The organism is Halobacterium sp. KA-4 (assembly GCF_021028995.1).
In the GTDB taxonomy this organism is placed as follows: domain Archaea; phylum Halobacteriota; class Halobacteria; order Halobacteriales; family Halobacteriaceae; genus Halobacterium.
The window spans coordinates 56,734-77,319 of sequence record NZ_JAJJZG010000008.1; the positions used below are offsets into that span (position 1 = coordinate 56,734).

Annotated in this window: 21 protein-coding genes and 1 other RNA gene; 11 read left to right on the plus strand and 11 right to left on the minus strand. The window is 68.2% G+C overall.

Annotated elements, in window-relative coordinates; all coding sequences use genetic code 11:
* Position 1 precedes the first annotated feature (1 nt).
* The 3 genes from LPA44_RS09750 (at position 2) to LPA44_RS09760 (ending at position 1,976) form a co-directional block, all read left to right on the plus strand.
* Positions 2-418 (plus strand): CBS domain-containing protein, encoded by a 417-nt coding sequence (locus tag LPA44_RS09750; RefSeq protein ID WP_230889397.1) that lies wholly within the window; start codon positions 2-4, stop codon positions 416-418.
* Positions 419-475: 57 nt separating this feature from the next.
* Positions 476-1,579, plus strand: a complete 1,104-nt coding sequence (locus LPA44_RS09755) for an aminopeptidase (RefSeq protein ID WP_230889398.1) — start codon at positions 476-478, stop codon at positions 1,577-1,579.
* A gap of 157 nt (positions 1,580-1,736) precedes the next feature.
* Positions 1,737-1,976, plus strand: a complete 240-nt coding sequence (locus LPA44_RS09760; RefSeq protein ID WP_230889399.1) for a hypothetical protein — start codon at positions 1,737-1,739, stop codon at positions 1,974-1,976.
* 167 nt (positions 1,977-2,143) lie between these two features.
* Here the strand turns inward: LPA44_RS09760 and rnpB are convergent.
* Positions 2,144-2,571, minus strand: an RNA gene (rnpB, locus tag LPA44_RS09765) — RNase P RNA component.
* A gap of 258 nt (positions 2,572-2,829) precedes the next feature.
* On the opposite strand from rnpB, the gene LPA44_RS09770 reads away from it, so the two are divergent.
* Positions 2,830-3,465: a TIGR00296 family protein gene (locus tag LPA44_RS09770; RefSeq protein WP_230889400.1), complete on the plus strand. Its 636-nt coding sequence runs from the start codon at positions 2,830-2,832 to the stop codon at positions 3,463-3,465.
* Between the two features lie 15 nt (positions 3,466-3,480).
* On the opposite strand, the gene LPA44_RS09775 is transcribed toward LPA44_RS09770, so the two are convergent.
* The gene (locus tag LPA44_RS09775) at positions 3,481-4,635 is read right to left on the minus strand and encodes a nicotinate phosphoribosyltransferase (RefSeq protein WP_230889401.1); all 1,155 of its coding nucleotides are present in this window, start codon (positions 4,633-4,635) and stop codon (positions 3,481-3,483) included.
* Between the two features lie 67 nt (positions 4,636-4,702).
* Positions 4,703-6,136 (minus strand): Hvo_1808 family surface protein, encoded by a 1,434-nt coding sequence (locus LPA44_RS09780; RefSeq protein WP_230889402.1) that lies wholly within the window; start codon positions 6,134-6,136, stop codon positions 4,703-4,705.
* A gap of 99 nt (positions 6,137-6,235) precedes the next feature.
* Between LPA44_RS09780 and LPA44_RS09785 the strand changes: the two genes are divergently transcribed.
* Positions 6,236-6,808, plus strand: coding sequence for a cysteine hydrolase family protein (locus LPA44_RS09785; protein WP_230889403.1), 573 nt, complete (start codon positions 6,236-6,238; stop codon positions 6,806-6,808).
* A 9-nt stretch (positions 6,809-6,817) separates the two neighbouring features.
* Here LPA44_RS09785 and LPA44_RS09790 read toward each other — a convergent pair whose 3' ends face one another.
* Both LPA44_RS09790 and LPA44_RS09795 read right to left on the minus strand, forming a co-directional pair.
* A complete protein-coding gene (locus LPA44_RS09790; protein ID WP_230889404.1) occupies positions 6,818-7,255 on the minus strand; it encodes a phosphate-starvation-inducible PsiE family protein in 438 nt (145 codons plus the stop codon).
* Positions 7,256-7,316: 61 nt separating this feature from the next.
* Positions 7,317-8,138 carry a hypothetical protein gene (locus tag LPA44_RS09795; RefSeq protein ID WP_230889405.1) on the minus strand — a complete coding sequence of 274 codons (822 nt, stop codon included), beginning with the start codon at positions 8,136-8,138 and terminating at the stop codon, positions 7,317-7,319.
* Positions 8,139-8,189: 51 nt separating this feature from the next.
* On the opposite strand from LPA44_RS09795, the gene LPA44_RS09800 reads away from it, so the two are divergent.
* The 3 genes from LPA44_RS09800 to LPA44_RS09810 all read left to right on the plus strand — a co-directional run bounded on the left by LPA44_RS09800 (position 8,190) and on the right by LPA44_RS09810 (position 11,268).
* Positions 8,190-8,858: a lipoate--protein ligase family protein gene (locus LPA44_RS09800; RefSeq protein ID WP_230889406.1), complete on the plus strand. Its 669-nt coding sequence runs from the start codon at positions 8,190-8,192 to the stop codon at positions 8,856-8,858.
* A gap of 190 nt (positions 8,859-9,048) precedes the next feature.
* The gene (locus tag LPA44_RS09805; protein ID WP_230889407.1) at positions 9,049-10,311 is read left to right on the plus strand and encodes a dihydroorotase; all 1,263 of its coding nucleotides are present in this window, start codon (positions 9,049-9,051) and stop codon (positions 10,309-10,311) included.
* Between the two features lie 45 nt (positions 10,312-10,356).
* Entirely contained in the window at positions 10,357-11,268 is a 912-nt protein-coding gene (locus LPA44_RS09810) for an amino acid kinase family protein (protein WP_230889408.1), read from the plus strand.
* Here the strand turns inward: LPA44_RS09810 and LPA44_RS09815 are convergent.
* The 5 genes from LPA44_RS09815 to LPA44_RS09835 form a co-directional block, all read right to left on the minus strand.
* A complete protein-coding gene (locus tag LPA44_RS09815; RefSeq protein ID WP_230889409.1) occupies positions 11,265-11,615 on the minus strand; it encodes a DUF7268 family protein in 351 nt (116 codons plus the stop codon). The genes LPA44_RS09810 and LPA44_RS09815 overlap by 4 nt on opposite strands.
* Positions 11,608-12,525, minus strand: coding sequence for an ABC transporter permease (locus tag LPA44_RS09820; RefSeq protein WP_230889410.1), 918 nt, complete (start codon positions 12,523-12,525; stop codon positions 11,608-11,610). Before LPA44_RS09820 ends, LPA44_RS09815 begins: the two co-directional genes overlap by 8 nt.
* On the minus strand, positions 12,522-13,535 hold the full coding sequence (locus tag LPA44_RS09825) for an ABC transporter permease (RefSeq protein ID WP_230889411.1): 1,014 nt from the start codon (positions 13,533-13,535) through the stop codon (positions 12,522-12,524). Before LPA44_RS09825 ends, LPA44_RS09820 begins: the two co-directional genes overlap by 4 nt.
* A gap of 49 nt (positions 13,536-13,584) precedes the next feature.
* On the minus strand, positions 13,585-15,225 hold the full coding sequence (locus LPA44_RS09830) for an ABC transporter substrate-binding protein (RefSeq protein WP_230889412.1): 1,641 nt from the start codon (positions 15,223-15,225) through the stop codon (positions 13,585-13,587).
* Positions 15,226-15,374: 149 nt separating this feature from the next.
* The gene (locus tag LPA44_RS09835) at positions 15,375-18,104 is read right to left on the minus strand and encodes an ABC transporter ATP-binding protein (protein WP_330166495.1); all 2,730 of its coding nucleotides are present in this window, start codon (positions 18,102-18,104) and stop codon (positions 15,375-15,377) included.
* 82 nt (positions 18,105-18,186) lie between these two features.
* Between LPA44_RS09835 and LPA44_RS09845 the strand changes: the two genes are divergently transcribed.
* The gene (locus LPA44_RS09845) at positions 18,187-18,675 is read left to right on the plus strand and encodes a DUF7529 family protein (RefSeq protein ID WP_230889413.1); all 489 of its coding nucleotides are present in this window, start codon (positions 18,187-18,189) and stop codon (positions 18,673-18,675) included.
* Here LPA44_RS09845 and LPA44_RS09850 read toward each other — a convergent pair.
* Positions 18,672-19,415 (minus strand): DUF5806 family protein, encoded by a 744-nt coding sequence (locus tag LPA44_RS09850; protein WP_442903378.1) that lies wholly within the window; start codon positions 19,413-19,415, stop codon positions 18,672-18,674. The two genes, LPA44_RS09845 and LPA44_RS09850, sit on opposite strands and share 4 nt — an antisense overlap.
* 249 nt (positions 19,416-19,664) lie before the next feature.
* Here LPA44_RS09850 and LPA44_RS09855 point away from each other — a divergent pair, with 249 nt between their 5' ends.
* Both LPA44_RS09855 and LPA44_RS09860 read left to right on the plus strand, forming a co-directional pair.
* On the plus strand, positions 19,665-20,033 hold the full coding sequence (locus tag LPA44_RS09855) for a universal stress protein (protein WP_230889415.1): 369 nt from the start codon (positions 19,665-19,667) through the stop codon (positions 20,031-20,033).
* A gap of 1 nt (position 20,034) precedes the next feature.
* Complete coding sequence (locus LPA44_RS09860) at positions 20,035-20,583, plus strand: GNAT family N-acetyltransferase (protein WP_230889416.1); 549 nt, start codon at positions 20,035-20,037, stop codon at positions 20,581-20,583.
* Positions 20,584-20,586: the final 3 nt, after the last annotated feature.

The window sequence follows — 20,586 nt, forward strand, 5'->3', positions numbered from 1 at the left end:
CATGGTCGACCCAACAGCGCCACGAATCGAGGACGTCGTACGCCTCCCGGAGGACGCGTTTCTCGACCAGGTCGCGGAGACGATGCACGCAGAAGACGTCGGCAGCGTCGTCGTCACCGGCGACACGACCGACCTCGCAGGCATCGTCACCGACCGGGACCTCGCACTCGCACTCCGGAACGGCATCGACCCCGAGCAGACGACCGTGGACGAGGTGATGACGCCCGACCCAGTCACGGCCGAGAAAGGGGCGGAGATATTCGAGGTCGTAGAGACGATGCGCGACGAGGGCGTCCGCCGGCTTCCACTCGTGGACGAGGCGGGCGACGTCGTCCGGCTGGTGAGCCTCGACGACGCGCTCGTGTTGCTCGGCGAGGAGATGGCCGACGTCGCCGAACTCGTCGAAGCACAGGTGTAACCCCCGGCGTCGTCCGGAACCCGGCTGCTTTTTCGCCGCCGTCCGCGAGAGCAGGGTATGGACCCCCGCATCGAGGACCACGCCGAAGTGCTGGTGGACTGGAGCGCGCGCGTCGAGGAGGGCGACGACGTCGTGTTGAGCGTCGGCCCGGACGCCCACGAGCTCGCGGTCGCGGTCGCCGAGAAGGTCGGCGAGCGCGGCGCGAATCTCGTCACGACGTACTCGTCGAACGAACTCGGCCGGGCGTACGCGCTCGCCCACGGTGACGACTTCGACCAGGACCCCGAGTACGAACTCGCACTCTACCAGAACGCCGACGTGGTTCTCTCCATCGGCGGCGGTCGCAACACCAGCGAGGGCTCGGACATCCCCGCGGAGACGCGGCGCGCGCAGTCGAAGGCCCGGCAGGGCATTCGGGAGGCCCGGATGAACTCGGACTGGGTGTCGACGGTCCACCCGACGCGGTCGCTCGCTCAGCAGGCGAACATGTCCTTCGCGGAGTACCAGGACTTCGCGTACGACGCCATCCTCCGCGACTGGGAGGAACTCGCTGACCAGATGGCGAACATGAAGGAGATTCTGGACGCGGGCAGCGAGGTGCGGCTCGTCAAGGAGGACACCGACCTCACCATGAGTATCGAGAACCGGACCGCCGTGAATTCCGCGGCGTCGGTCGCGTACGACTCCCACAACCTCCCCTCCGGCGAGGTGTTCACCGCGCCCCACGCCACCGAGGGTGAGGTGTTCTTCGACGTCCCGATGACGATTCGCGGCGAGCGCGTGCAGGACGTCCACCTCACGTTCGAGGACGGCGAGGTCGTCGACTACAGTGCCGCCCAGAACGAGGAGGTCGTCGGCGAGGTTCTGGACACCGACGAGGGGTCCCGACGCCTCGGCGAATTGGGCATCGGGATGAACCGCGGCATCGACCAATTCACGGACTCCATCCTCTTCGACGAGAAGATGGGCGACACCGTCCACCTCGCGGTCGGCCGCGCGTACGAGTCGAACTTCCCCGAGGGCCACGAGGACGAGGCCAACGACTCCGCGGTCCACGTGGACATGATTACGGACGTGAGCGAGGATTCGTTCCTCGAAGTCGACGGCGAAGTGGTGCAGCGCGACGGGACGTTCCGGTGGGAAGACGGGTTCGAGGAGTAGCGTGGTTCGGAACGAACGAAGTGAGTGAGAACCACGGGCAGCCGAGCGGCGAACGAAGTGAGCCGTGAGGACGCGGCCCGGACCTCGAAACATTCGAACGGGTGAGCAGGCCACCGTGCTTATCTGCCGTCGGCGTGTCAACGTTTAGAGAGACACAATGTCCTTTCTCAACTCCGTCGGCGAACTCGTCGGCAGCGTCGTCGCGGTGGCGCTGCTGCTCGTCCTCGCGGTAATCAGCTTCTTCGTGACCATCTTCATCGTCGACGCGGGCGCGAGCCTCGCGGGGCTCGACCCGGGCGACGACTTCGTGACGCTCGCGGCAGCGGTGCTGACGGCCGGTGCCATCGTCGGCGGCGCGTCGCCGCTCACGGCGATTGCCGGCACCGAGAGCGCGTAACGCTCCGCAGTCGTTTTCCGTGTTTTCAGCGCCGAAAACCGTTCGGAAGATACACCGGCTGTCGGACAGCGACGCTCTGGGTCGATATTTCACACCCGGTAGCGGTTGCTGTCTTTTTTTAGCGTAGATTTTTGCGGGGTCGCGCAGCGATCCCGCAAAAAGGTACGAGCTCGAGGGGAGTAAGCCCCCTTCTGTTCGGCCTGGCATTCGGCTGAGCGTCCACACGGCCCCTTGCGGGCGTGTCGGGCTACCTTGCGCGCGTGGACTTGCACCGGCGGGGATTAGCCGTTCCATCGGTCCCCTCCCTTCAGCGAACGGGGATACCGTTCGCGTTTGACGCGGTAGAACCGCGCGGTTCGCGGCTGACGCCGCTCACCTGTAACGTGGCCTCCCGTTGGTCGGCCACGCCTCCCTCGGCGGGTTAGCTTCCTTCCCTCGCGGGTCGGGTCGCACGCCTCATCGGTGGGGGAGGGACGTGTCGTCTCTGTTCCAGTGCCGACGGTCTCCCGTCCCGGATTTGCATCCGGCCGCCTGCCCGAACGGGTGGGGGGACTTTCCTCATGCCTCTCGGCACGGGAGCCAGGCTCCCTCTGCTCGCCGGTTCTAGGAGTGCCGCGGCGTTAAGGGGTTCGGTTGAATGGGTCGTCGAAGCGCGTGGCGACGAACCGCGTTCAGTATTCAACCTTGTGGCCGGCGGAATTATACAGAACCATTGTCAACGAACCAATCAGTGCGCGCGAATCCGACTCACGTTCCGCGATTCGGCCGTCCTACGCAGCCGAGGAAAAATCCTTCACGGTTCTCGCCCGTGAGGGGAAGAGTTCAAGTTAATCCTTGCCATAAATAGACTCGTATGGCCGAGGCCCAGTCAGTAGTACTTTCCTTCGAGGACGGCGCTCGGACGGTTGAACTAGCACGCGAATCCGTCGAGGCGTTCGTCCGGAACGGCCAGCGCGAGCAGCCCGGCAGCATGCGGGACGCCTTCTACAACCGAACGAGCGCGTTCGTGCGATTGGAGTCGACCCACGGCCGCGGCCGGCTCCGGGGCTGTGCGGGCGCGCAGGAGTCCGCCCGCGACCTCGGGAGCCGCGACCAACAGCTCGGGCACGCCATCGTCGAGGCGTCCATCAAGGCAGCCTCGGAGGCGTCGTGTGGCTCCGAAGTCGAGGCCGCGGAGCTACCGAACCTCCGCGTCTCCGTCTGCACCGTCTCGAACCTCGTTCTCACGGACGACCCCGTCGAGGACATCGAGCTCGGCGTGCACGGCGTCGCCATCGACGGCGACGGCAAGCACGGCTGGATGTACCCGACGCTGCCCGTCGAGAACGACTGGAGCGTCTTCGAGTACCTCGACCGGACGTGCCGGAAGGCGGGCCTCCCGAACGGCGCGTGGGAGGACGACGACGTGATGGTCACTCTCTTCGAGGGGCAGGTGTTCCGGGAGACCGGCGAGGACGCCGAGGAGCCCGTCGAAGAGCTCACCGCGTAGAAGCGCGCGCTACTGTTACTCCCCTCCGTTCCCGAACCCGACACGCTCGGCGTCGTCGAGCGCTCGGTCGGCGGCGTTCTCGATGCTGAACGACCGGACGACGTCGCCGTCCCGAATCAGCGGGTCCAGCAGCGACGTACCGTCCGTCGGGCCGGGCCGGGCGGCGAGGCCGACGTGGTGGCCGCCGTCGCGCGTGCGATAGACGTCTTTCTTCCCGGAGAGTTTCCCGCGCTTGGCGGCGGGTTCGCCGTCCACCTCAACGATGTCGAGCGCGAAGTCCACGGGGTCGGCGTTCGAGACGTGGCTGCCGACGCCGAAGCCGTCCGCGACGTCCCGGAGATCCCGGAGTTGTGTGGGGCCGAGGCCGCCGCTGAGGAAGATGTCGACGTCGCGGCGGTCGCGGGCGTCCAGTTCCCAGCGAATCTCGCGGACGATGTGCCGGAAGTCGCCGCGGCGCGAGCCGGTGGTGTCGAGGCGGACGCTGTCGAGGTCGTCGCCGAGTTCGTCGATGGCGCGCAGGACTTCGTCTTTCTCGTCGCTGTACGTGTCACAGAGCGCGACCCGCGGAACCGACTCGTCGACGGCGTCGTCGAACGCGCGCCACGCCGCCTCCTGGTTGCCGCGCCCGAAGCAGATGAGGAGCGCGTGGGGCATCGTCCCGCCGGCTTCGCGCCCGATGACGTCGCCGGCGGCGAGGTGAGAGAAGCCGTCGAGGCCGCCGACGAGCGCGGAGCGTTCGACCATCGCCGCAATCGAGGGGTGGACGTGGCGCGCGCCGAAGCTCAGGACTTGGGAGTCGGGCGCGGCGCGCCGCGCTTCGAGGGCGGCGGTCGCGACGCCCGAGGCGTGCGAGAGGAAGCCCAAAAGCGACGTCTCGTAGCGCGCGAAGTCGCGGTAGTTGCCCTCGATGCGGAGGACGGGGCCGCCGTCGAACAGCGTCCCCTCGGAGATCGCGTCCACGTCGACGGGGAGGCCTTCGAGGAGGTGGGCGGCGTCCTTGACGCCCGCGAGCAGTTCGAACTCCCCGGTCGGGAACTGGTCGGCAGTCACCTCCGCGACCACGCGAGGGTTCTTCCCGGCGAAGTCCAGCGTCGTCTCGGTGCGCTCGAAGTACGCGTCGGTCGCGCGGCCGCTCTCGATGGCCTCCGGCGGCACGACGTCGAAGGTCACGCGACCACCCGGCGAGTAGCCTGCATGCCTCGGGGTAGACCCGCCCGAGCGAAAAAGCCTCGCCTCCCTACTGCGAGTGGACGTCGCCGAGGTCGCCGGGAGTGGGCGCGTTCACGATGGTGACCTCGTTCCCGGAGCGAGTGACGCGGAACGCGTCGGCGAACTCGCTCTCGTTCTCGGGGATGCGCCAGACGCCGTTCGAGCGCTGTTCGGCCCCCCAGTACTGGAGGAGGTGGCGGTACGTCCGCGCGAACTCGCGGGCGTCGCCGTTGGAGTCGAACGCGAGCCGCCACGTGTAGGCGGTCTCGTTGCCGTTCTCGTACACCCAGAGTTTTTCGCCGTCCCAGCCAGCGACGGGCTGGGTGGCGTAGTCGAACGGCGAGTCCTGGTCGATGTTGCCGTTCGCGCCATAGTTCAGCGGGTTCAACACGGCGTCCTGCGGGTGGCGGTCCTGCTCGTAGGCGGGGTAGCCGAACATCGCGGTGAGCCCGCCGACGCCGACTTCGCCGTAGGGCGCGCGGCCGCCGGGCGTGACGCGCTCCCAGGAGTCAGTAGAGCGGTCGGGGAGCGAGACGTCCCGGGGCTGGTCGCTGCCGTACTTCTCGGGCTGGGCGACCTGCTCGGAGGACGCCGGCGGCTGGTCGTAGACGCCCGCGACCGCGTCCCAGCCGCCGTCACTGTGGACGTGCTCGACGAACGCCGACCCCGCGCTGTACGGGAAGTACTTCATCATGTAGACGCCGAGGTGGATGCTCCCGCCGCCCCCGCCACCACCGCCCGCGGCTTCGGGCGTGGCGCACTCCCACTCGGCACCGCAGCGCTCGCTGTACTGGCTGTCGAGGAAGCTCGCTTCGCCCTCGATGAGGCCGTTGTGGGCGTTGGCCTTGTCCCGGGTGGGCGAGGAGAAGTTCGCCTGGAAGTTCCGGAATTGGAGGGCGTGCATCAGCTCGTGGCCGAGTGTGTTCTCGTCGATGGTCGGCGTCTCGGACTCGGAGATGACGACGATTCGGTCGTCGCGGGGCGTGTAGAACCCGAGCACGTTCGACCCGCGGTTTTCGTTCTGGACGGACAGCGAGTCGTTTCGCTCGCCGACGAGGAACAGCGCCTCGAATTTTACGTTGTCGAACGTCGCCATCGCGTCGCTGGAGTTTCCGGTGCCGGTGTACTCGTCGCGGTACGTCGACCGCGAGATGACGTCGACGGGCACCGGCTTCTGGAATTCGATGCCGCGGAGCTGTTCGACCCGCGCCATCGACCGGTTGACGACTTGGTCGCGTTCGGTCTCGTTGAGGCCGTCGTCGACGGTCACGGGGAGGGACTCGTTGTGCCAGTAGCCGCCCTCCCAGCCGAGCGCGTCGCCGGCGGGGTCGGCGTAGTCGAAGTCGCTCGTCGCGGGCGCGGTCGTGGTCTCGACGGCCCCACCGCCGGTCCCGGCGGGGGACTGACAGCCGGCGAGGACGACCAGCGCGACGAACGCCACGGCCAGAATACGGCGTGTCATTACACGCGGTTCGGTCTCGACGGGGTAAAACGCTACGCACAGCCACACCGCCCGAGGGCCGGCCCAACGGCTTAGTGGCTCGCCGGCGAGCACTCGCGCATGGAGTTCGACCCCGACAGCACCGCGGTCGTCGTCGTGGACGTCCAGAACGGCTTCTGCCACCCCGAGGGGAGCCTGTACGCGCCCGCCAGCGAGGAAGTCGTCGACCCCGTCACCTCGCTCGTCTCCCGGGCGCGCGAGGCGGGCGCGAGCGTCGTCTACACGCGGGACGTCCACCCGCCCGAGCAGTTCGAGGGCAACCACTACTACGACGAGTTCGAGCGCTGGGGCGAGCACGTCGTCGAGGGGACATGGGACGCCCAGTTCCACGACCGCCTCGACGTGCGCAACGAGGACTACGTCGTGGAGAAACACACCTACGACGCGTTCTACCAGACCGGCCTCGAAGGGCACCTCGACACCTACGGTATCGACGACGTGCTGGTCTGCGGGACGCTGGCGAACGTCTGCGTGCTCCACACCGCGGGGAGCGCGGGCCTGCGGGACTACCGGCCGGTGCTCGTCGAGGACGCCATCGGCTACATCGAAGAAGAGCACCGCGAGTACGCGCTCGACCACGCCGACTGGCTGTTCGGCGAAGTCCTCGACCGCGACGAGGTCGCGTTCCAGTAGTCGGAGCCGTCAGTGGAGACTGCCGGACTCGGTGGGCGTCTTCCGAACGATGTAGAGCGCGCCGACGAGCACGGCGAGCAGGACGGCGAATCCGGCGGACGTCAGCAGCGCTTCCATCGCGGCGTGGTCATCGGGGTGGAAACTGATGACGCGACGCGTGACCGCGATGATGCCGGTGATGATGACGATGCGGACGACGCTCTCCTCGCGGGTGTACGCGACGACCGTCTGGTAGATTTCCACGATGATGAAGAGGAGGAGGACGGTGTCGATGAGCGCGATGACCTCGCTGGTCTGCGTGATGGCGCCCGTGCGGACCAACTGGAAGATGTTCAATCCGAGGTCGAAGACGCCGACAGCGAACAGCAAGACGAGCACGTACGCGGCGACGATTTCGACCGCCTGGATGAGTCGCTCGGTGATTCGTACGTGGTCGTCGACGTCCATGCACCGGAGTACAGACGGGGCGCTATTAAGAGCGTGGGCGGGACGCGGTCCCAGGTGACCGCTACGTAATGTCGACCGAGACGCTATCTCCGACCGCGAGGTCGTGGCCGGGTGCGACGAGTTTGACGCCGAGCCGATCGGTGCCGAGCCACAGCGAAAGCCCGCGAATCGGCTCGCCGTTCGCCGTCACGGTGACGTCCCGCCACGCGACGGTGCGGCCGTCCGCGACGTCGCCGACGTGCGTCCCGAGGAACGAAACCGGGTCGTCGTCCGCGCTGCCGCGTCCGAAAACGCCGCCGCCCTCGTAGTGCGGGAAGCCGCCGTCGAGCACACGGCCGTCGTCGGTGGCGATACCCGCGAACCGCTTGCCCGGTTCAGGGTGTTCGGGCGCGTCGAGGAGCGCGTACGTCTCCCCGGTTTCTACGACCTCGCCAGTGCCGTCCCAGGGGACTGGCTCGACGTGCGCGTCGAGGTCGAGCGGGAGCGACCCGGACGCTCGCACGGCGTCGCCGTCGCGCTCGCGGAACCCGAGGTGGACGTGGTTGTCGACCCACGGCGCGAAGAAGCCCGAGCGCACCATCCGCCCGAGGTCGTCGCCGAGCGCGACGGCATCGCCGGCTTCGACGGCGGGCGCGACGTGGAGGATGCGCGCGAGGTAGTCGCCCGTATCGACGACGATGAGGTGATCGTGGTCGGCGGCGTACGGCTTCGACGGACAGCGGACGGTGCGGGTCTCCACGACTTCGCCCGCGACCGGACTGGGGGCGCGAGCGGTCCGGGGGTACAAGTCGACCGCACAGCCGGCGTCGTGGGCGGGGTACGGCGAGTTGTAGAGGGACGCTCGCGGGTAGCGCGCGAGCACGTCGCCGTCCAGCGTGACCATACCCGCGAATCGGACCGTGAGGATTTACCGCCGTCGGTCGAAGGGACCGGTATGCGCGTGCTCCGCGAGCAAACCGACAGCCCGGACGCCGACCGCGCGGCGACCCGGCGGCTCCTCGATTCCGTCGGGGAGACCGGCGAGCCGGCGGTCCGCGTGTGGGCTCCGGGTCGCCAACTCGCGTTCGGCCGCCGAGACGCCAACAGCGACGGCTACGAGGCCGCCCGCGAGGCCGCTCGAGAGCACGGCTTCCCGCCAGTCGAGCGCAGCGTCGGCGGGCGCGCGGTCGCGTACACGGAGACGACGCTCGCGTTCGCCAGAGTCACGCCGGTCGAGGGCGTCCGCACGGGCCTCCAGGAGCGCTACGACGCGATGGTCGCGGACGTCGTCGACGCGCTCGCTGCAGTCGGCGTGGCCGCCAACGAGGGCGAACCTCCAGACTCGTTCTGCCCGGGCGACCACTCCGTCTCCGCGGACGGTAAACTCGCGGGCATCGCCCAGCGCGTGACGAAGGACGCCGCGCTCACGTCGGGCGTGCTCGTCGTCGACGGCCGCGACGAGATTGCCGACGTACTCGCAGACGCCTACCCGAAACTCGGGGTCCCGTTCGACCCGAAATCGGTGGGGAGCGTCGCGACTGCTGGCGGCGACACCGAACGCGTCAGGGACGAACTGGAGCGTGCGCTCGTCGGCGATGAAGAGGTCGACGTGGAACGGCTCTAGGGGCTTTCCAACCACAGTACCAGCGATTACACAGCCGGCCCCTGGCGGATTGAAAGGGCGAGGCGCGCTCGCGGCCGGAGGCCGTGTGCGGTCCGCGAGCGCGACGAGGGCTTTCTAGGAGGCGGCACCGAGTAACGAGCGGTGAGTACGTCTCCGCAGTACTTAGGCCGGTGCCTGAAGACGACCACGTATGCGAGTAATCCGGAACGCAACGCTGGCGGACGGGCGGGAGCGCGACGTCCGAATCGCGGATGGGCGCATCGACGCGGTGGGCGAGGACCTCGACGGGGAGACGCTCGTCGACGCGACGGGGAAGCGCCTGCTGCCGGGGATGATAGACGCGCACGTGCACTTCCGCCAGCCCGGGTACGGGCACAAGGAGACGTGGGCGACGGGGTCGCGGAGCGCGGCGGCGGGCGGGGTCACTACCGTCGTCGACCAGCCGAACACGGAGCCGCCGACGGTGACGGGCGCGGCGTTCGACGAGAAGGCCGAGTACGCGGTCGACTCGCTCGTGGACTGGGGTATCAACGGCGGCGTCACCGAAGACTGGGACCCCGAAACGCTGTTCGACCGGCCGCTGTTCGCGCTCGGGGAGGTGTTCCTCGCTGATTCGACCGGGGACATGGGCATCGACGCGGACCTGTTCGCGGACGCGTGCCGGCGCGCGGCCGAGGAGGACGTGGTCGTTACCGTGCACGCCGAGGACGCCGACCTATTCTCCGAGGAGGCGAAGGAGCGTGACGACGCGGACGCGTGGAGCGCGTACCGGACGGCCGAAGCCGAGGAGGCGGCCGTGGAGCGCGCCGTCGGCGTCGGTGGGAACGTCGGCGCGACGATTCACGTCGCGCACACGTCGACACCCGAGGGCGTGGACGCGGCGCGGGCGGGCGGCGCGACCTGCGAGGTGACGCCCCACCACCTGTTCCTCTCGCGCGAGGACCTCGACGAGTTGGGGACGTTCGGGCGGATGAACCCGCCGCTGCGCAGCGAGGAGCGCCGCGAGGCGCTGTTCGAGCGACTCGAGGACGGCGAAGTCGATATCGTCGCGACCGACCACGCGCCCCACACGCGCGAGGAGAAGGACGCGAGCATCTGGGACGCGCCCTCCGGCGTGCCGGGTGTCGAGACCGCGCTGCCGCTGCTGCTCCAGGCTGCCAGCGAGGGGAGGCTGAGCTACGAGCGCGTGCGGGACGTCACCGCCGCGAATCCCGCGGATATCTTCGACCTGTCCGACAAGGGACGCATCGAAGCCGGCCGGGACGCCGACCTCGTGCTCGTCGACCCCGACGCGTCCCGCGAAATTCGCGGCGACGACCTCCACTCGAAGTGCGGGTGGACGCCGTTCGAGGGGATGGCGGGCGTGTTCCCTGAGTTGACGATGGTGCGCGGGACGGTCGTCTGGGACGGCGAGGAGTTCGACGAGCACGACGGCGAGAACGTCCGCGCCTGAGAGATTGCCGGCAGGGCTTAGTGCGGCGACGGCGACCGCTCATGTATGCGAACGGTCGTCGCGCTCGGCGGGAACGCGCTCGCGCCGAGCGGCGAAGCCACGATAGCCGCCCAGCGCGAGCGAATCGAGGAGACCGCCGACGAACTTCAGGTACTCCACGAGGAGGGCCACGACCTCGTGTCGACGCACGGGAACGGCCCGCAGGTCGGCGCGCTGCTCCGCCAGCAGGAGGAGTCGAACGTGCCCGAGCGCCCCCTCGACGTGCTCGTCGCGGAGACGCAGGCACAAATCGGCTACCTCCTCCAGCAGGCCATCGACGAGCGCATTAACGCCAGCGTCGCGTCGGTCGTCACCCAAGTAGCGGTTGACCCCGAGGATTCGGCGTTCGACGAACCGTCGAAGCCGGTCGGCCCGTACCTGAGCGCCGAGCAGGCCCGCGAGCGCGACTTCGAGACGACGGAAGTGACGACGCCCGAGGGCGAGACGGCGTACCGGCGGGTCGTCCCCTCACCCGAACCCACGCGGATTTTGGAGGGCGAGCGCGTCGAGAGTCTGGTCGCGGACGGCGCGCCCGTCGTCTGCGGCGGCGGTGGCGGCGTCCCGGTCACCGTCGGGGAGGAAGGAATCGAGGGAGTGGCGGCGGTCGTCGACAAGGACCACACGACGCGCCTCGTCGCCGAGCGCGTCGACTCGGAGGTGCTGGTGATGGCGACGGACGTCCCCTGCGTCTACACGGACTTCGGGACGGCCGAGCAGACCTCCATCGAGGATGCGACCGCCGCGGAGATGCGTGAACACCTCGCCAGCGGCGAGTTCGGCGAGGGGAGCATGCAGCCGAAAGTGCGGGCGTGTCTGCGGTTTCTCGACGCGGGCGGCGAGCGCGCGGTCGTCGCGGGAACGGGGGATATTGCTGCGGCGGTCGCGGGCGACGCCGGCACGCAGATTAGCCCGGACTAGACGCCGAGCGCGACGGCCGTGACTGCGGCGGCGAACGCCCAACCCGCGCCCGTCCACGTGAGCACGAAGAAGGCCTCGCGCGCGCCAGCCTCGGTCCACGCGGAGCCGACGTCGACGTACTCCTGGACGCCGCGGAGCGTCTCGCCGAGGCCGACGGCGGTCGCCCACGCGAACACGCCGAACCCGAGGACGAGCGCGCCGAGCGCGAACGCCGTGTCGGTCGCGCCCTTCGGGGACGTGACGACGAGTAGCGCCAGCGAGAGGGCGACGCCGACTGCGGCGCCGCGGAGGGTCCAGCGGCCCGCGCGAACGACGAGGTCGCGCAGGCTGGGGGGAGAATCAGTCAATCGCTTCCCGCATCCGCGGGTCGAGCGCGTCGCGCATGCCGTCCCCGAGGAGGTTGAACCCGAGGACGGTCAGCGCGAGCAGCAGGCCGGGGAAGAACGACCACCACCACGCCCCCGAGAAGAGGCCGTACTCGACGCCGTTCGAGAGCATCATCCCCCACGTCGGTTCGCCGGGGCTGGCACCGAACCCGAGGAAGGACAGCGCGGCGATGTCGATGATTGCGAGCCCGAAGTTCAGCGTCGACTGGACGGTGATGGGGGCCAGGCAGTTCGGGAGCACGTGGCGAACCAGCAGCCGGGGGTCGGTCGCACCGAGTGCGCGCGTCGCCTCGATGTACTCGTCCTCCAGAACTTTCAGCGCGGCGCCGCGGACGACGCGGGCGAACCGCGGCGTGTACACGAGCGTCAGCGCCGCGACCGCGCGCCACAGGCCGAGGTCGTCCGGGAAGATGGTGACGAGCGCGAGCGCGAGCAGTAGCGACGGGAACGACAACAGCACGTCCATCGTGCGCATGATGACGTTGTCCGTGAGGTCGCCGTAGTACGCCGCGATGATGCCGAGGCCGACGCCGAGCACGGTGGAGGCGGCGACCGTGACGGTGCCGTACAGCATCGCGTACCACGCGCCGTACAGCACGCGCGGGAAGATGTCGCGGGCCTGGCCGTCGGTGCCGAACCAGTACTGCGCGCTCGGCGCGGCCTCGGTTGGGTTCGTACCGAACTGCGTCGACGTAATCGCGCCGAGGTCGTAGGCGAACCGGGCGTAGATGGCGACCGCGAACACGCCGCCGATGAGCGTGAGGCCGAGGACGGCCAGTCGGTTCGACAACAGTTCGGAGAGGAACGGGCTCGCGCGGAGCCGCTCGACGATGCCACGCTCGACGTCGGGAGTTTGGGTTTCGGTGCTCATTGTTCGATGCGGGGGTCGAGGACGGAGTACGTCACGTCGACGAGGAGGTTCACCAGCGTGTACATCACCGCGAACACGAGCACGGTGGCTTGCACGACCGGGTAGTCACTCTGGTTGATGGCGCTGACCAGCAGCGTGCCGATGCCGTTGATTTCGAAGACGGTCTCGGTAAGCACGGCACCGCCGAGCAGCGCCCCGAACTGGATGCCGATGATGGTGATGACGGGGATGAAGGCGTTGCGGAGGCCGTGTTTCATCGTCGTAATCTTCTCGCCCTGGCCCTTCGCGCGGGCAGTCCGCATGTAGTCCTGGCGGATGACCTCGATCATCGACGAGCGCATCATCCGCGAGATGAGGGCCATCTGGTAGATGCCCAGCACGACGATGGGCAACAGGAGGTGGCGGAACGCCGACCGGAACGCGGGGAGGTCGCCCGCGAGGAGGGTGTCCACGAGGATGAAGCCGGTGACGGCGTCGATGAAGTGCGCGGAGCCGATGCGGCCGCTCGTCGGTAGGATGCCGAGGAACTGCGCGAACAGCAGGATGAGCAGCGGGCCGCTCCAATAGATGGGGATGCTGATGCCGCTGAGCGCGCCGATGCGCGTGAGGTGGTCGGTGAGCGTGTCCTGTTTGACCGCGCTCAGGATGCCCAGCGGCAGCCCGAACAGCAGGCCCGCGAGCTGGCCGAGCACCGCGAGCTCGATGGTGATGGGGAGGCGGTCGGCGAGAATCTGGCTGACCGGCGTGCCGCGCTGAATCTGGTAGGACTGGCCGAAGTCGAAGGTGGCGACGTCGCCGAGGAACCGGAGGTACTGCTGCCAGAGCGGGTCGTTCAGCCCGAGGTCCGTACGGACCTGCTCGACGAACGCCTGACTCGCGCGCTGGCCGGCGATTGCGACCGCCGGGTCGCCCGGCGAGAGGTGGAGGATCGCGAACACGACGGTCGCCACCCCGAACAGCACGGGGACGAGGAGCAGCAACCGTTTTGCGACGAACCGCTTTGAGACCATTACGCGAAGGGGGGAGTGCGAGAATTAAAAAGGTCCCGTCGTGGGGCCGTTATTCTAGTTCGACGAGGTCGAGGTGCGGGCCACCGATGGCCGAGATGGTGTAGTTGCTCACGCCGTTGCCGACGCCGCGCACCTCCTCGGCGTAGTCGATGTACACCCACGGCGCTTCGTCGTGGGCAATCTGGACCGCCTCGTTGTACAGGTCCGCGCGTTCGCTCTGGGTCGTCGTCGTCTGTGCTTCCTCGACGTGGTTCATGTAGTCCTGGTTCGCCCACGCCGTGATGTTGGACGTGTTGTAGCCCTCGGTGTCCCACGACACCCAGTCCTGGCCCTGGGGGACCTCGCACTGGGGGTGGAGGAGGACGTAACAGAAGTTGTCGGGGTCAGCGTTGTCCGTGTACCAGCCGGCGAGCGCCGCGTCGTGGCGGCCCTCGGCGGTGTACGTGAGGTAGTCCGAGAACTGGCGGTCGTCGATGGTGACGTCGATGCCGACCTCGTCGAGGTTCGACCGGATGGTCTCGGCGGTCGGGAGCGGCGCGGGGTTGTAGCCGCGCGGGTTCTGGAACGTCGTCAGCTCGAAGGAGAAGCCGTCGCCGTAGCCGGCTTCCTCGAGCAGCGACTGCGCCTGCTCGGGGTCGTGGGGGTACGGGCTGAGGTCGTCGCTGTGGCCGAACAGCGCGGGCGGAATCGGCTGGTCAGCCTGCGTCGCGATGCCCGAGTAGATGTTCTCGACGATGGACTGCGTGTCGATGGCGTAGCTGATTGCGCGGCGGACGCGCCGGTCGCGGAACGCCTCCACGCGGGACATGTTGAAGCCCATGTAGCCGATGTTGATGCCCTGCTCCGTCTCCACGGAGGCGGTGTCGGAGCCCTCGACGGTCTCGATGGTGTCGGGGTCGAGGCCGTCGATAATCTCCATCTCCTCCTCGACGAGAGCCTGTGCGCGCGTGGAGTTTTGGCCGCGCGTGAGGAACAGCACTTCGTTGACGTTCGGGGCGTCGCCCCAGTAGTCGTCGTAGGCGGTGAGTTGGATGCGGTTGTTGGCGTCGTCGAGCTCGGAGAGCTCGAACGGCCCGGTGCCGACCATCTCCTCGTCGAGGTTGACGTCGCCCTCGATGGCGTCCTGGGAGATGACGACCGCGCAGAACATTGCGAGGTTCCGGAGGAACGGCGCGTACGTCTGCGTGAGCGTGATGTTCAGCGTGTAGTCGCCGTCCTTGGAGACGCTGTCGATCCAGTTACCGAGCGTGAACGGCCCGTACGCGGACGCGTCCTCGAAGTGGTACTCGTAGTCGTCGTCGACGAACCGGCGGTACGTCGCGATGAAGTCGTCGGCCGTGAAGTCGGAGCCGTCGTGGAACGTCACGTCCTCGCGGAGCTGGAGGGTGACGTTCGAGCCGTCCATCGTCCAGTCGGTCGCGAGCGCTTCGGTGAGCGCGGCTTCGCCGGGCTGGAAGCCGATGAGCCCCTCGTAGGCCTGGTTGGTCACCTTCGCGACCTCGCCGCTGGTGGTATTCTGCGGGTCGAGCGTCGAGGAGTGCGAACCCCGGCCGTACCGGAGCGTGCCGCCGCCACCGCCGCCGCCACCGAGACAGCCGGCAACGGAACTCGTCGCGGTCGCGGCGACGGTCGCGGTACCGGCGGCCTTCAGGAAACTGCGCCGTGAGACCTGGCTGTCATTACCTGCCATAAGAGGACACCCGAGAGCTACCCAAATAATAGTATCGGATAGTCGTGGTGTAATCGGCACACGCCGCTGGGGTCGCCCGCAGACGGACTTCGTCCGGGGGCAAAATTGCCGCTAACTCCGGGGCGGCGACGGGGCAGTCCCAGCCCGGTTCACTCAGCGTCGGAGAACAGGTGACACGCTGCGGGATGGGGCTCGTCGCCGAGATGGGGGTCCTTCCGCTCGCAGACGCTTTCGAAGGTTTCGCTAAGGACCGCTTCCGCGCCATCCCAGTCGCCCTCGGCGAGGTAGTCGAAGGACTCGTCGACGGCGTCCCGAGCCTTCCCGGAGAGTGGCTCATCGAAGAACTGGTCGTGGAGGACGGCGTGGAGGTCGCTACCGCCGTCCGCGACCGCTCGGTCCGCGTGGGCCTCGCCGGCCGCCTGCTCGCGTGCGGCGTCAAGGTCGATGTCGCGGGACTCCACGCGCTGCCGGTAGAACATCACTTCGCGGTAGCGCTCCTGCTCGATGTCAAGGTCCTCGGGCGGAATCACGGACGGACACCGCGTGCGGAAGTGGCAGCCCGACGGCGGGTCGATAGGCGACGGCACGTCCCCCTTCAGGATGGTGCGGTCGCTGGTCTCGGCCAGCGGGTCGGGCTCGGGAATCGCCGACAGCAACGCGTTCGTGTAGGGGTGTTTGGGGTCGCCGAACAGCTCGTCCGTCCCCGCGACCTCCACGATTTCCCCGAGGTACATCACCGCGACGCGGTCGGAGATGTGGCGCACCACGGAGAGGTCGTGGGCGATGAACAGGTACGTCAGGCCGTACTCCTCCTGGAGGTCCTCCATGAGGTTGATAATCTGGGCCTGCACAGAGACGTCAAGCGCGCTCACCGGCTCGTCCGCGACGATGAAGTCGGGGTCGACCGCGAGTGCCCGCGCGATGCCAACGCGCTGGCGCTGCCCGCCCGAGAGTTCGTGTGGATAGCGGTCGTACTGACTCGGGTCGAGCCCGACCTCTTCGAGGAGTTCGACGACGCGCTGGCGGCGGTGGCCCTCCGCGAGGTCGTGAATCTTCAGCGGCTCCATGACCGTCTGACCGACCGTCATCCGCGGGTCGAGACTCGACATCGGGTCCTGGAACACCATCTGCATGTCCTTGCGCTTCTCCCGGAGTTCGGTCTTCGAGAGGGTCCCGAGGTCGTCGCCCGCGAACACGACCGTGCCGTCGGTCGGCGGGTCGAGGTGGAGGAGCGCGCGCCCGGCCGTCGACTTCCCGCAGCCGGACTCGCCGACCAGCCCGAGCGTCTCGCCCTCGTGGACGTCGAGGCTGATGCCGTCAACGGCCTTCACGCTGGGCTCCTCGCCCGGGAAGAACCGGTCGAGCCAGCCCGACTCCTGCTCGTAGTACTTGCGCATCTCCTGAAGTTCCACGAGCGGTTCGCCGATTTCGTGTTCGGCCTTCGAGGAGACGCCTTCGGACCCGTACTCGCTCTCGTCGAAGTCTGGGAGGATGCACTTCGAGCGGTGGTCGACGTCCTCGGCGCCGTGCTGGAGGAACGGAATCTCGCCCTCGCGGCACTCGGGTTTCGCCCACGGGCAGCGGTCCGCGAAGTGGCAGCCCTCGGGCATGTCGATGAGGTCCGGGACGTTGCCCTCGATGGGCGTCAGGCGCTCTTTTTCCTCGGTCGGAATCGACTCCAGCAGCGTGTACGTGTACGGGTGGCTGGGGTTGTGGAAGATTTCTTCCACGGGCCCCTTCTCGACGATTTCGCCCGCGTACATCACCGCGACGCGGTCGCAGGTCTCGGCGACCACGCCGAGGTCGTGGGTAATCATCAGCACGGACATCCCGAATTCGTCCTGGAGGTCGTCGATGAGGTCCAGAATCTGGGCCTGGATGGTCACGTCCAGCGCCGTCGTCGGCTCGTCGGCGACCAGCAGCCGCGGCTGGCACGCCAACGCGATGGCGATGAGCACGCGCTGGCGCATCCCTCCGGAGAACTCGTGGGGGTACTCCTCCAGCCGGGTCGTCGCCTCGGGAATTCCGACCTCGGTGAGGATGTCGATGACGTCCTCGAACACTTCCTCGTCGTGCTCGCGGCCGCCAATCTTGGGGAGAATCTCGCGAATCGCGTTCAGCCACGTGTCGGGCTTGCGGTCGCCGTAGCGGTGGAGGCGCAGCGACTCGGCGACCTGCTCGCCGACGGTCACCGCGGGGTTCAGCGACGTCATCGGGTCCTGGAAGATCATCCCCATCTCGCCGCCGCGCACCTTCCGCATCGCTTCCTCGGGGGCGTCCGTGAGGTCGAGGACGCCGTCGGTCACGTCCACGTCAGCCACGTCCGCCCCGCGCAGCAGTTCGGCGCGCGCGTCGTCGTCGACGTAGACGAAGCCGTCGTCGGCATCGTCGACAGCGGTTTCGAGGGCGTCCGCGACGACGGACTCGGTCGTGCCTTCGTCGAGTCGGTCGGCGGCCTCGCGGAGGTCGTCCGCGAGGTCGGCGGGGTCGTCGGCACCCGTGAGGTCGGCGGACATCCCGCGGAGTTCCGCGGACGCCGACTCAACGCCTTCGCCGACGCGGAGGTCGCCGACGACTTCCCAGACGGCGTCCACGAGCTCGAACGGGTACGGGACGACGCTGCCCTCAAAGTCCCCCGCGAGGTCGGCGGCGAGGTCGGCAGCACGGAACGTCACGCGGCCGTCCACGACCTCGCCGGGGTCGTCGACGAGGTCCATCGCCGACAGCGCCGTGACGCTCTTCCCGGAGCCGGATTCGCCGACGAGCCCGACGGTCTCGCCCTCCTCGATTGTGAGGTCGATGCCGTCCACGGCCTTCACCGCGCCGCGTTCGGTCTCGAACTGCGTCCGCAGGCCGGAGAGCGACAGGAGGTCAGTCACTGGGCAAAATTCGCAGTCCACCCAAGAAATACCTTGCGGGACTTGGGCAACGCTTATCCCCGGCGCTGCCCGCGACACAGACATGAACGACAACCCCGCCAGCGACGGCCCAACGAACCAGCCGACAGAGCAGGGCTGGCAGGCCGTCGTCGACGACATGGCGGCGACCGCCGAGGCGTACCGCGACCGCGGCTGGACGACGCTGGAACTCCACCCCGGCGACTCTGTACTCGTGGACTCGGAGTTCCGCACCGGCCTCGACGTGTTGCTGCCCGGTGACGAGTACGAGGACCTCGAAGCACTCGCCGAGGACACGGCGTTCACGGACGTGGACGTGTTCCAGGCGGCCGCGAACAGTACGACGTACCTGCTCGTCGTGGAGAAAGACCCTGACAGCGAGACCGCGGTGTTCGTGCCCGCGTACTACGACAGCGCAACCTCTGCGGAGAAACTCGACACGATTCGCGCGAACGGCGAAGTCCGGCTGTTCTGCCGGCGACTCAACGACGACTACGTGGAGTTCGTCCACGAGAACGTCGACCCGTTCCTCCCGGAGCAGCCCGACGCCTAGTCGTCGGCGCTCGCGTCCGCGTCGATGGTGTGCCCGCAGTTCGGGCACTCCGTGCCGTCGTGGCGCAGTTCGTCGCTCGCCGAGCGCACGTCCCGCATCACCGACGAGATGCGTTCCTCCGCCTCTAACTCCTCCTCGACGGCGAGGTCGACGCCCTCCACTTCGAGCAGGAACTTCGCGACCTCCGTCACCTCGTACATCAGGTCGTCGAGCTCGTCGGCCGTGAAGAACCCGGACATCGCGCCGTAGAGGAACGTCGCGCCCGCCATCCGGACTTTGTCCTCGAACGCCGACCGAGCCTGGTTGACCGCCTGCGGGCTGTACGTGTCGGTCATGAACGGCACGAGTTCCGGGAGGTTCTCCCCGATTTTCGTCATCTCCACGCCAGTCTCCGTGCGGAAGTCCGCGCAGAGCCGCGCTATCGCCCACTCGCGGGCCGTGACGTAGGTTCGGTCCCGGAGGAACTCGTTGACGCGGTCGTACTGCGCGCCGTCCATCTTCGAGAACCGCGCGTACTCGCGGACGTCCTCGGGCACGTCGTCGGTGTCGTCGGTCGGGGCCTCCGTCGGCTCGACGGCCGGCGTGAGGTCCCAGTCTGCGGGAGAAGCGCGTTCGGGCATGGAGTAGGGTTGCCGTGTTGAGCGCAAAAGCGTGTCGCCGGCGAGACTCCGACCAGAGGGAGGAGTCTCGTTATTGCGAGCGGCGACCAGAGGGAGCCGTGAGCAGCGCGGGGCGATCAGCCCAGCGAGAAATTCCCGAACGGACGAGCGGGGACGTGCTCGACCGGAGAGAGAGCACGGAAGAGCGAGCCGTGAGCGTAGCGAGCCGCGAGCAGCGCGGCTCGCTGAGTGGGGCGTTCGGTCACTCTGTGCTCGGAATCCCGCAGTTCGCGGGTCGCTTCGCTCCCCGCTCACATATCCGGAGGCGACTCGCGTTGCTCGTCGCCTCCCAGCCGAATCCTTTTACTCGGCGGCGCTGACAGTCCGACTATGAAAGTGCTGCTCGGCATCGGCGGCGCAGACGACTCCCTCGACGCGCTCCACGAGACGGTCGAACGGGCGGTCGAGACCGGCGACGAGGTGACGGTGGCTGTCGTGGAGAATCCCGACAGCGACCGGTCGCCCGAGGACATCGTGGAGGTCGCTCGGGAGACGCTGACCGAGGCCGGCCTGGAGGCGGACGTGCGGCAGTTGTCCGGCGACCCGGGGAGTAGTATCGTGCAGTTGGCCGAGACCGAGGAGTTCGACCAAATCGTGCTCGGGGGCGGCCAGCGAAGCCCGATGGGGAAGATTCGCCTCGGCAACATCGCGGAGTTCGTGCTGTTGAACGCGCGCGTGTCCGTGAAGTTGGTGCGATAGCATGTCCGACGAACGAGCGTACCCCGACGAGGTCGCGGACGAGTTCCCGCGGCCGCCGCGGGAGTTCGAGGACGGCGAGGGCCGAACCATCGAAGTGCGAGCGTGGGAGGGCGAGCACGGCCCGGGCGACGACGCCTTCGAGGCGGTCGTGGAGATGTACGTGGAGTTCGACCCGGCCGACCGCGCGCAGGGCGTGCCACCGGTCGGCGAGGAGCGCATCCGGGAGTGGCTGGAGAACCTCTTCGAGCAGGACGGCTACGACGTGCTGGCGTGGGACGACGACGAGGTGGCGGGGCACGCGACGCTCGTGCCGGACAACGAGTCGACGTACGAGCTCGCCATCTTCGTCCACCAGGACTACCAGGGCGCGGGCATCGGCACGAAACTCATCGAGGCGCTGCTCGGCCACGGCCAGGAGCACGGCGCGGAGTACGTCTGGCTGACCGTCGAACGCTGGAACCGGCCCGCAGTCGCGCTCTACGAGAAGGTCGGCTTCGACACGGCGGCCGCCGAGAGCTTCGAGATGGAGATGGCGATTCGACTGAATTAATTG

Bases quoted from the DNA above. Each gene is read 5' to 3' on its own strand.
- LPA44_RS09785 (WP_230889403.1), top strand. From the start codon at position 6,236: ATGGAGTTCGACCCCGACAGCACCGCGGTCGTCGTCGTGGACGTCCAG.
- LPA44_RS09830 (WP_230889412.1), bottom strand. From the start codon at position 15,225: ATGGCAGGTAATGACAGCCAGGTCTCACGGCGCAGTTTCCTGAAGGCC.
- LPA44_RS09860 (WP_230889416.1), top strand. From the start codon at position 20,035: ATGTCCGACGAACGAGCGTACCCCGACGAGGTCGCGGACGAGTTCCCG.
- LPA44_RS09780 (WP_230889402.1), bottom strand. From the start codon at position 6,136: ATGACACGCCGTATTCTGGCCGTGGCGTTCGTCGCGCTGGTCGTCCTC.
- LPA44_RS09855 (WP_230889415.1), top strand. From the start codon at position 19,665: ATGAAAGTGCTGCTCGGCATCGGCGGCGCAGACGACTCCCTCGACGCG.
- LPA44_RS09805 (WP_230889407.1), top strand. From the start codon at position 9,049: ATGCGAGTAATCCGGAACGCAACGCTGGCGGACGGGCGGGAGCGCGAC.
- LPA44_RS09770 (WP_230889400.1), top strand. From the start codon at position 2,830: ATGGCCGAGGCCCAGTCAGTAGTACTTTCCTTCGAGGACGGCGCTCGG.
- LPA44_RS09760 (WP_230889399.1), top strand. From the start codon at position 1,737: ATGTCCTTTCTCAACTCCGTCGGCGAACTCGTCGGCAGCGTCGTCGCG.
- LPA44_RS09845 (WP_230889413.1), top strand. From the start codon at position 18,187: ATGAACGACAACCCCGCCAGCGACGGCCCAACGAACCAGCCGACAGAG.
- LPA44_RS09755 (WP_230889398.1), top strand. From the start codon at position 476: ATGGACCCCCGCATCGAGGACCACGCCGAAGTGCTGGTGGACTGGAGC.
- LPA44_RS09800 (WP_230889406.1), top strand. From the start codon at position 8,190: ATGCGCGTGCTCCGCGAGCAAACCGACAGCCCGGACGCCGACCGCGCG.
- LPA44_RS09820 (WP_230889410.1), bottom strand. From the start codon at position 12,525: ATGAGCACCGAAACCCAAACTCCCGACGTCGAGCGTGGCATCGTCGAG.
- LPA44_RS09750 (WP_230889397.1), top strand. From the start codon at position 2: ATGGTCGACCCAACAGCGCCACGAATCGAGGACGTCGTACGCCTCCCG.
- LPA44_RS09790 (WP_230889404.1), bottom strand. From the start codon at position 7,255: ATGGACGTCGACGACCACGTACGAATCACCGAGCGACTCATCCAGGCG.
- LPA44_RS09795 (WP_230889405.1), bottom strand. From the start codon at position 8,138: ATGGTCACGCTGGACGGCGACGTGCTCGCGCGCTACCCGCGAGCGTCC.
- LPA44_RS09825 (WP_230889411.1), bottom strand. From the start codon at position 13,535: ATGGTCTCAAAGCGGTTCGTCGCAAAACGGTTGCTGCTCCTCGTCCCC.
- LPA44_RS09810 (WP_230889408.1), top strand. From the start codon at position 10,357: ATGCGAACGGTCGTCGCGCTCGGCGGGAACGCGCTCGCGCCGAGCGGC.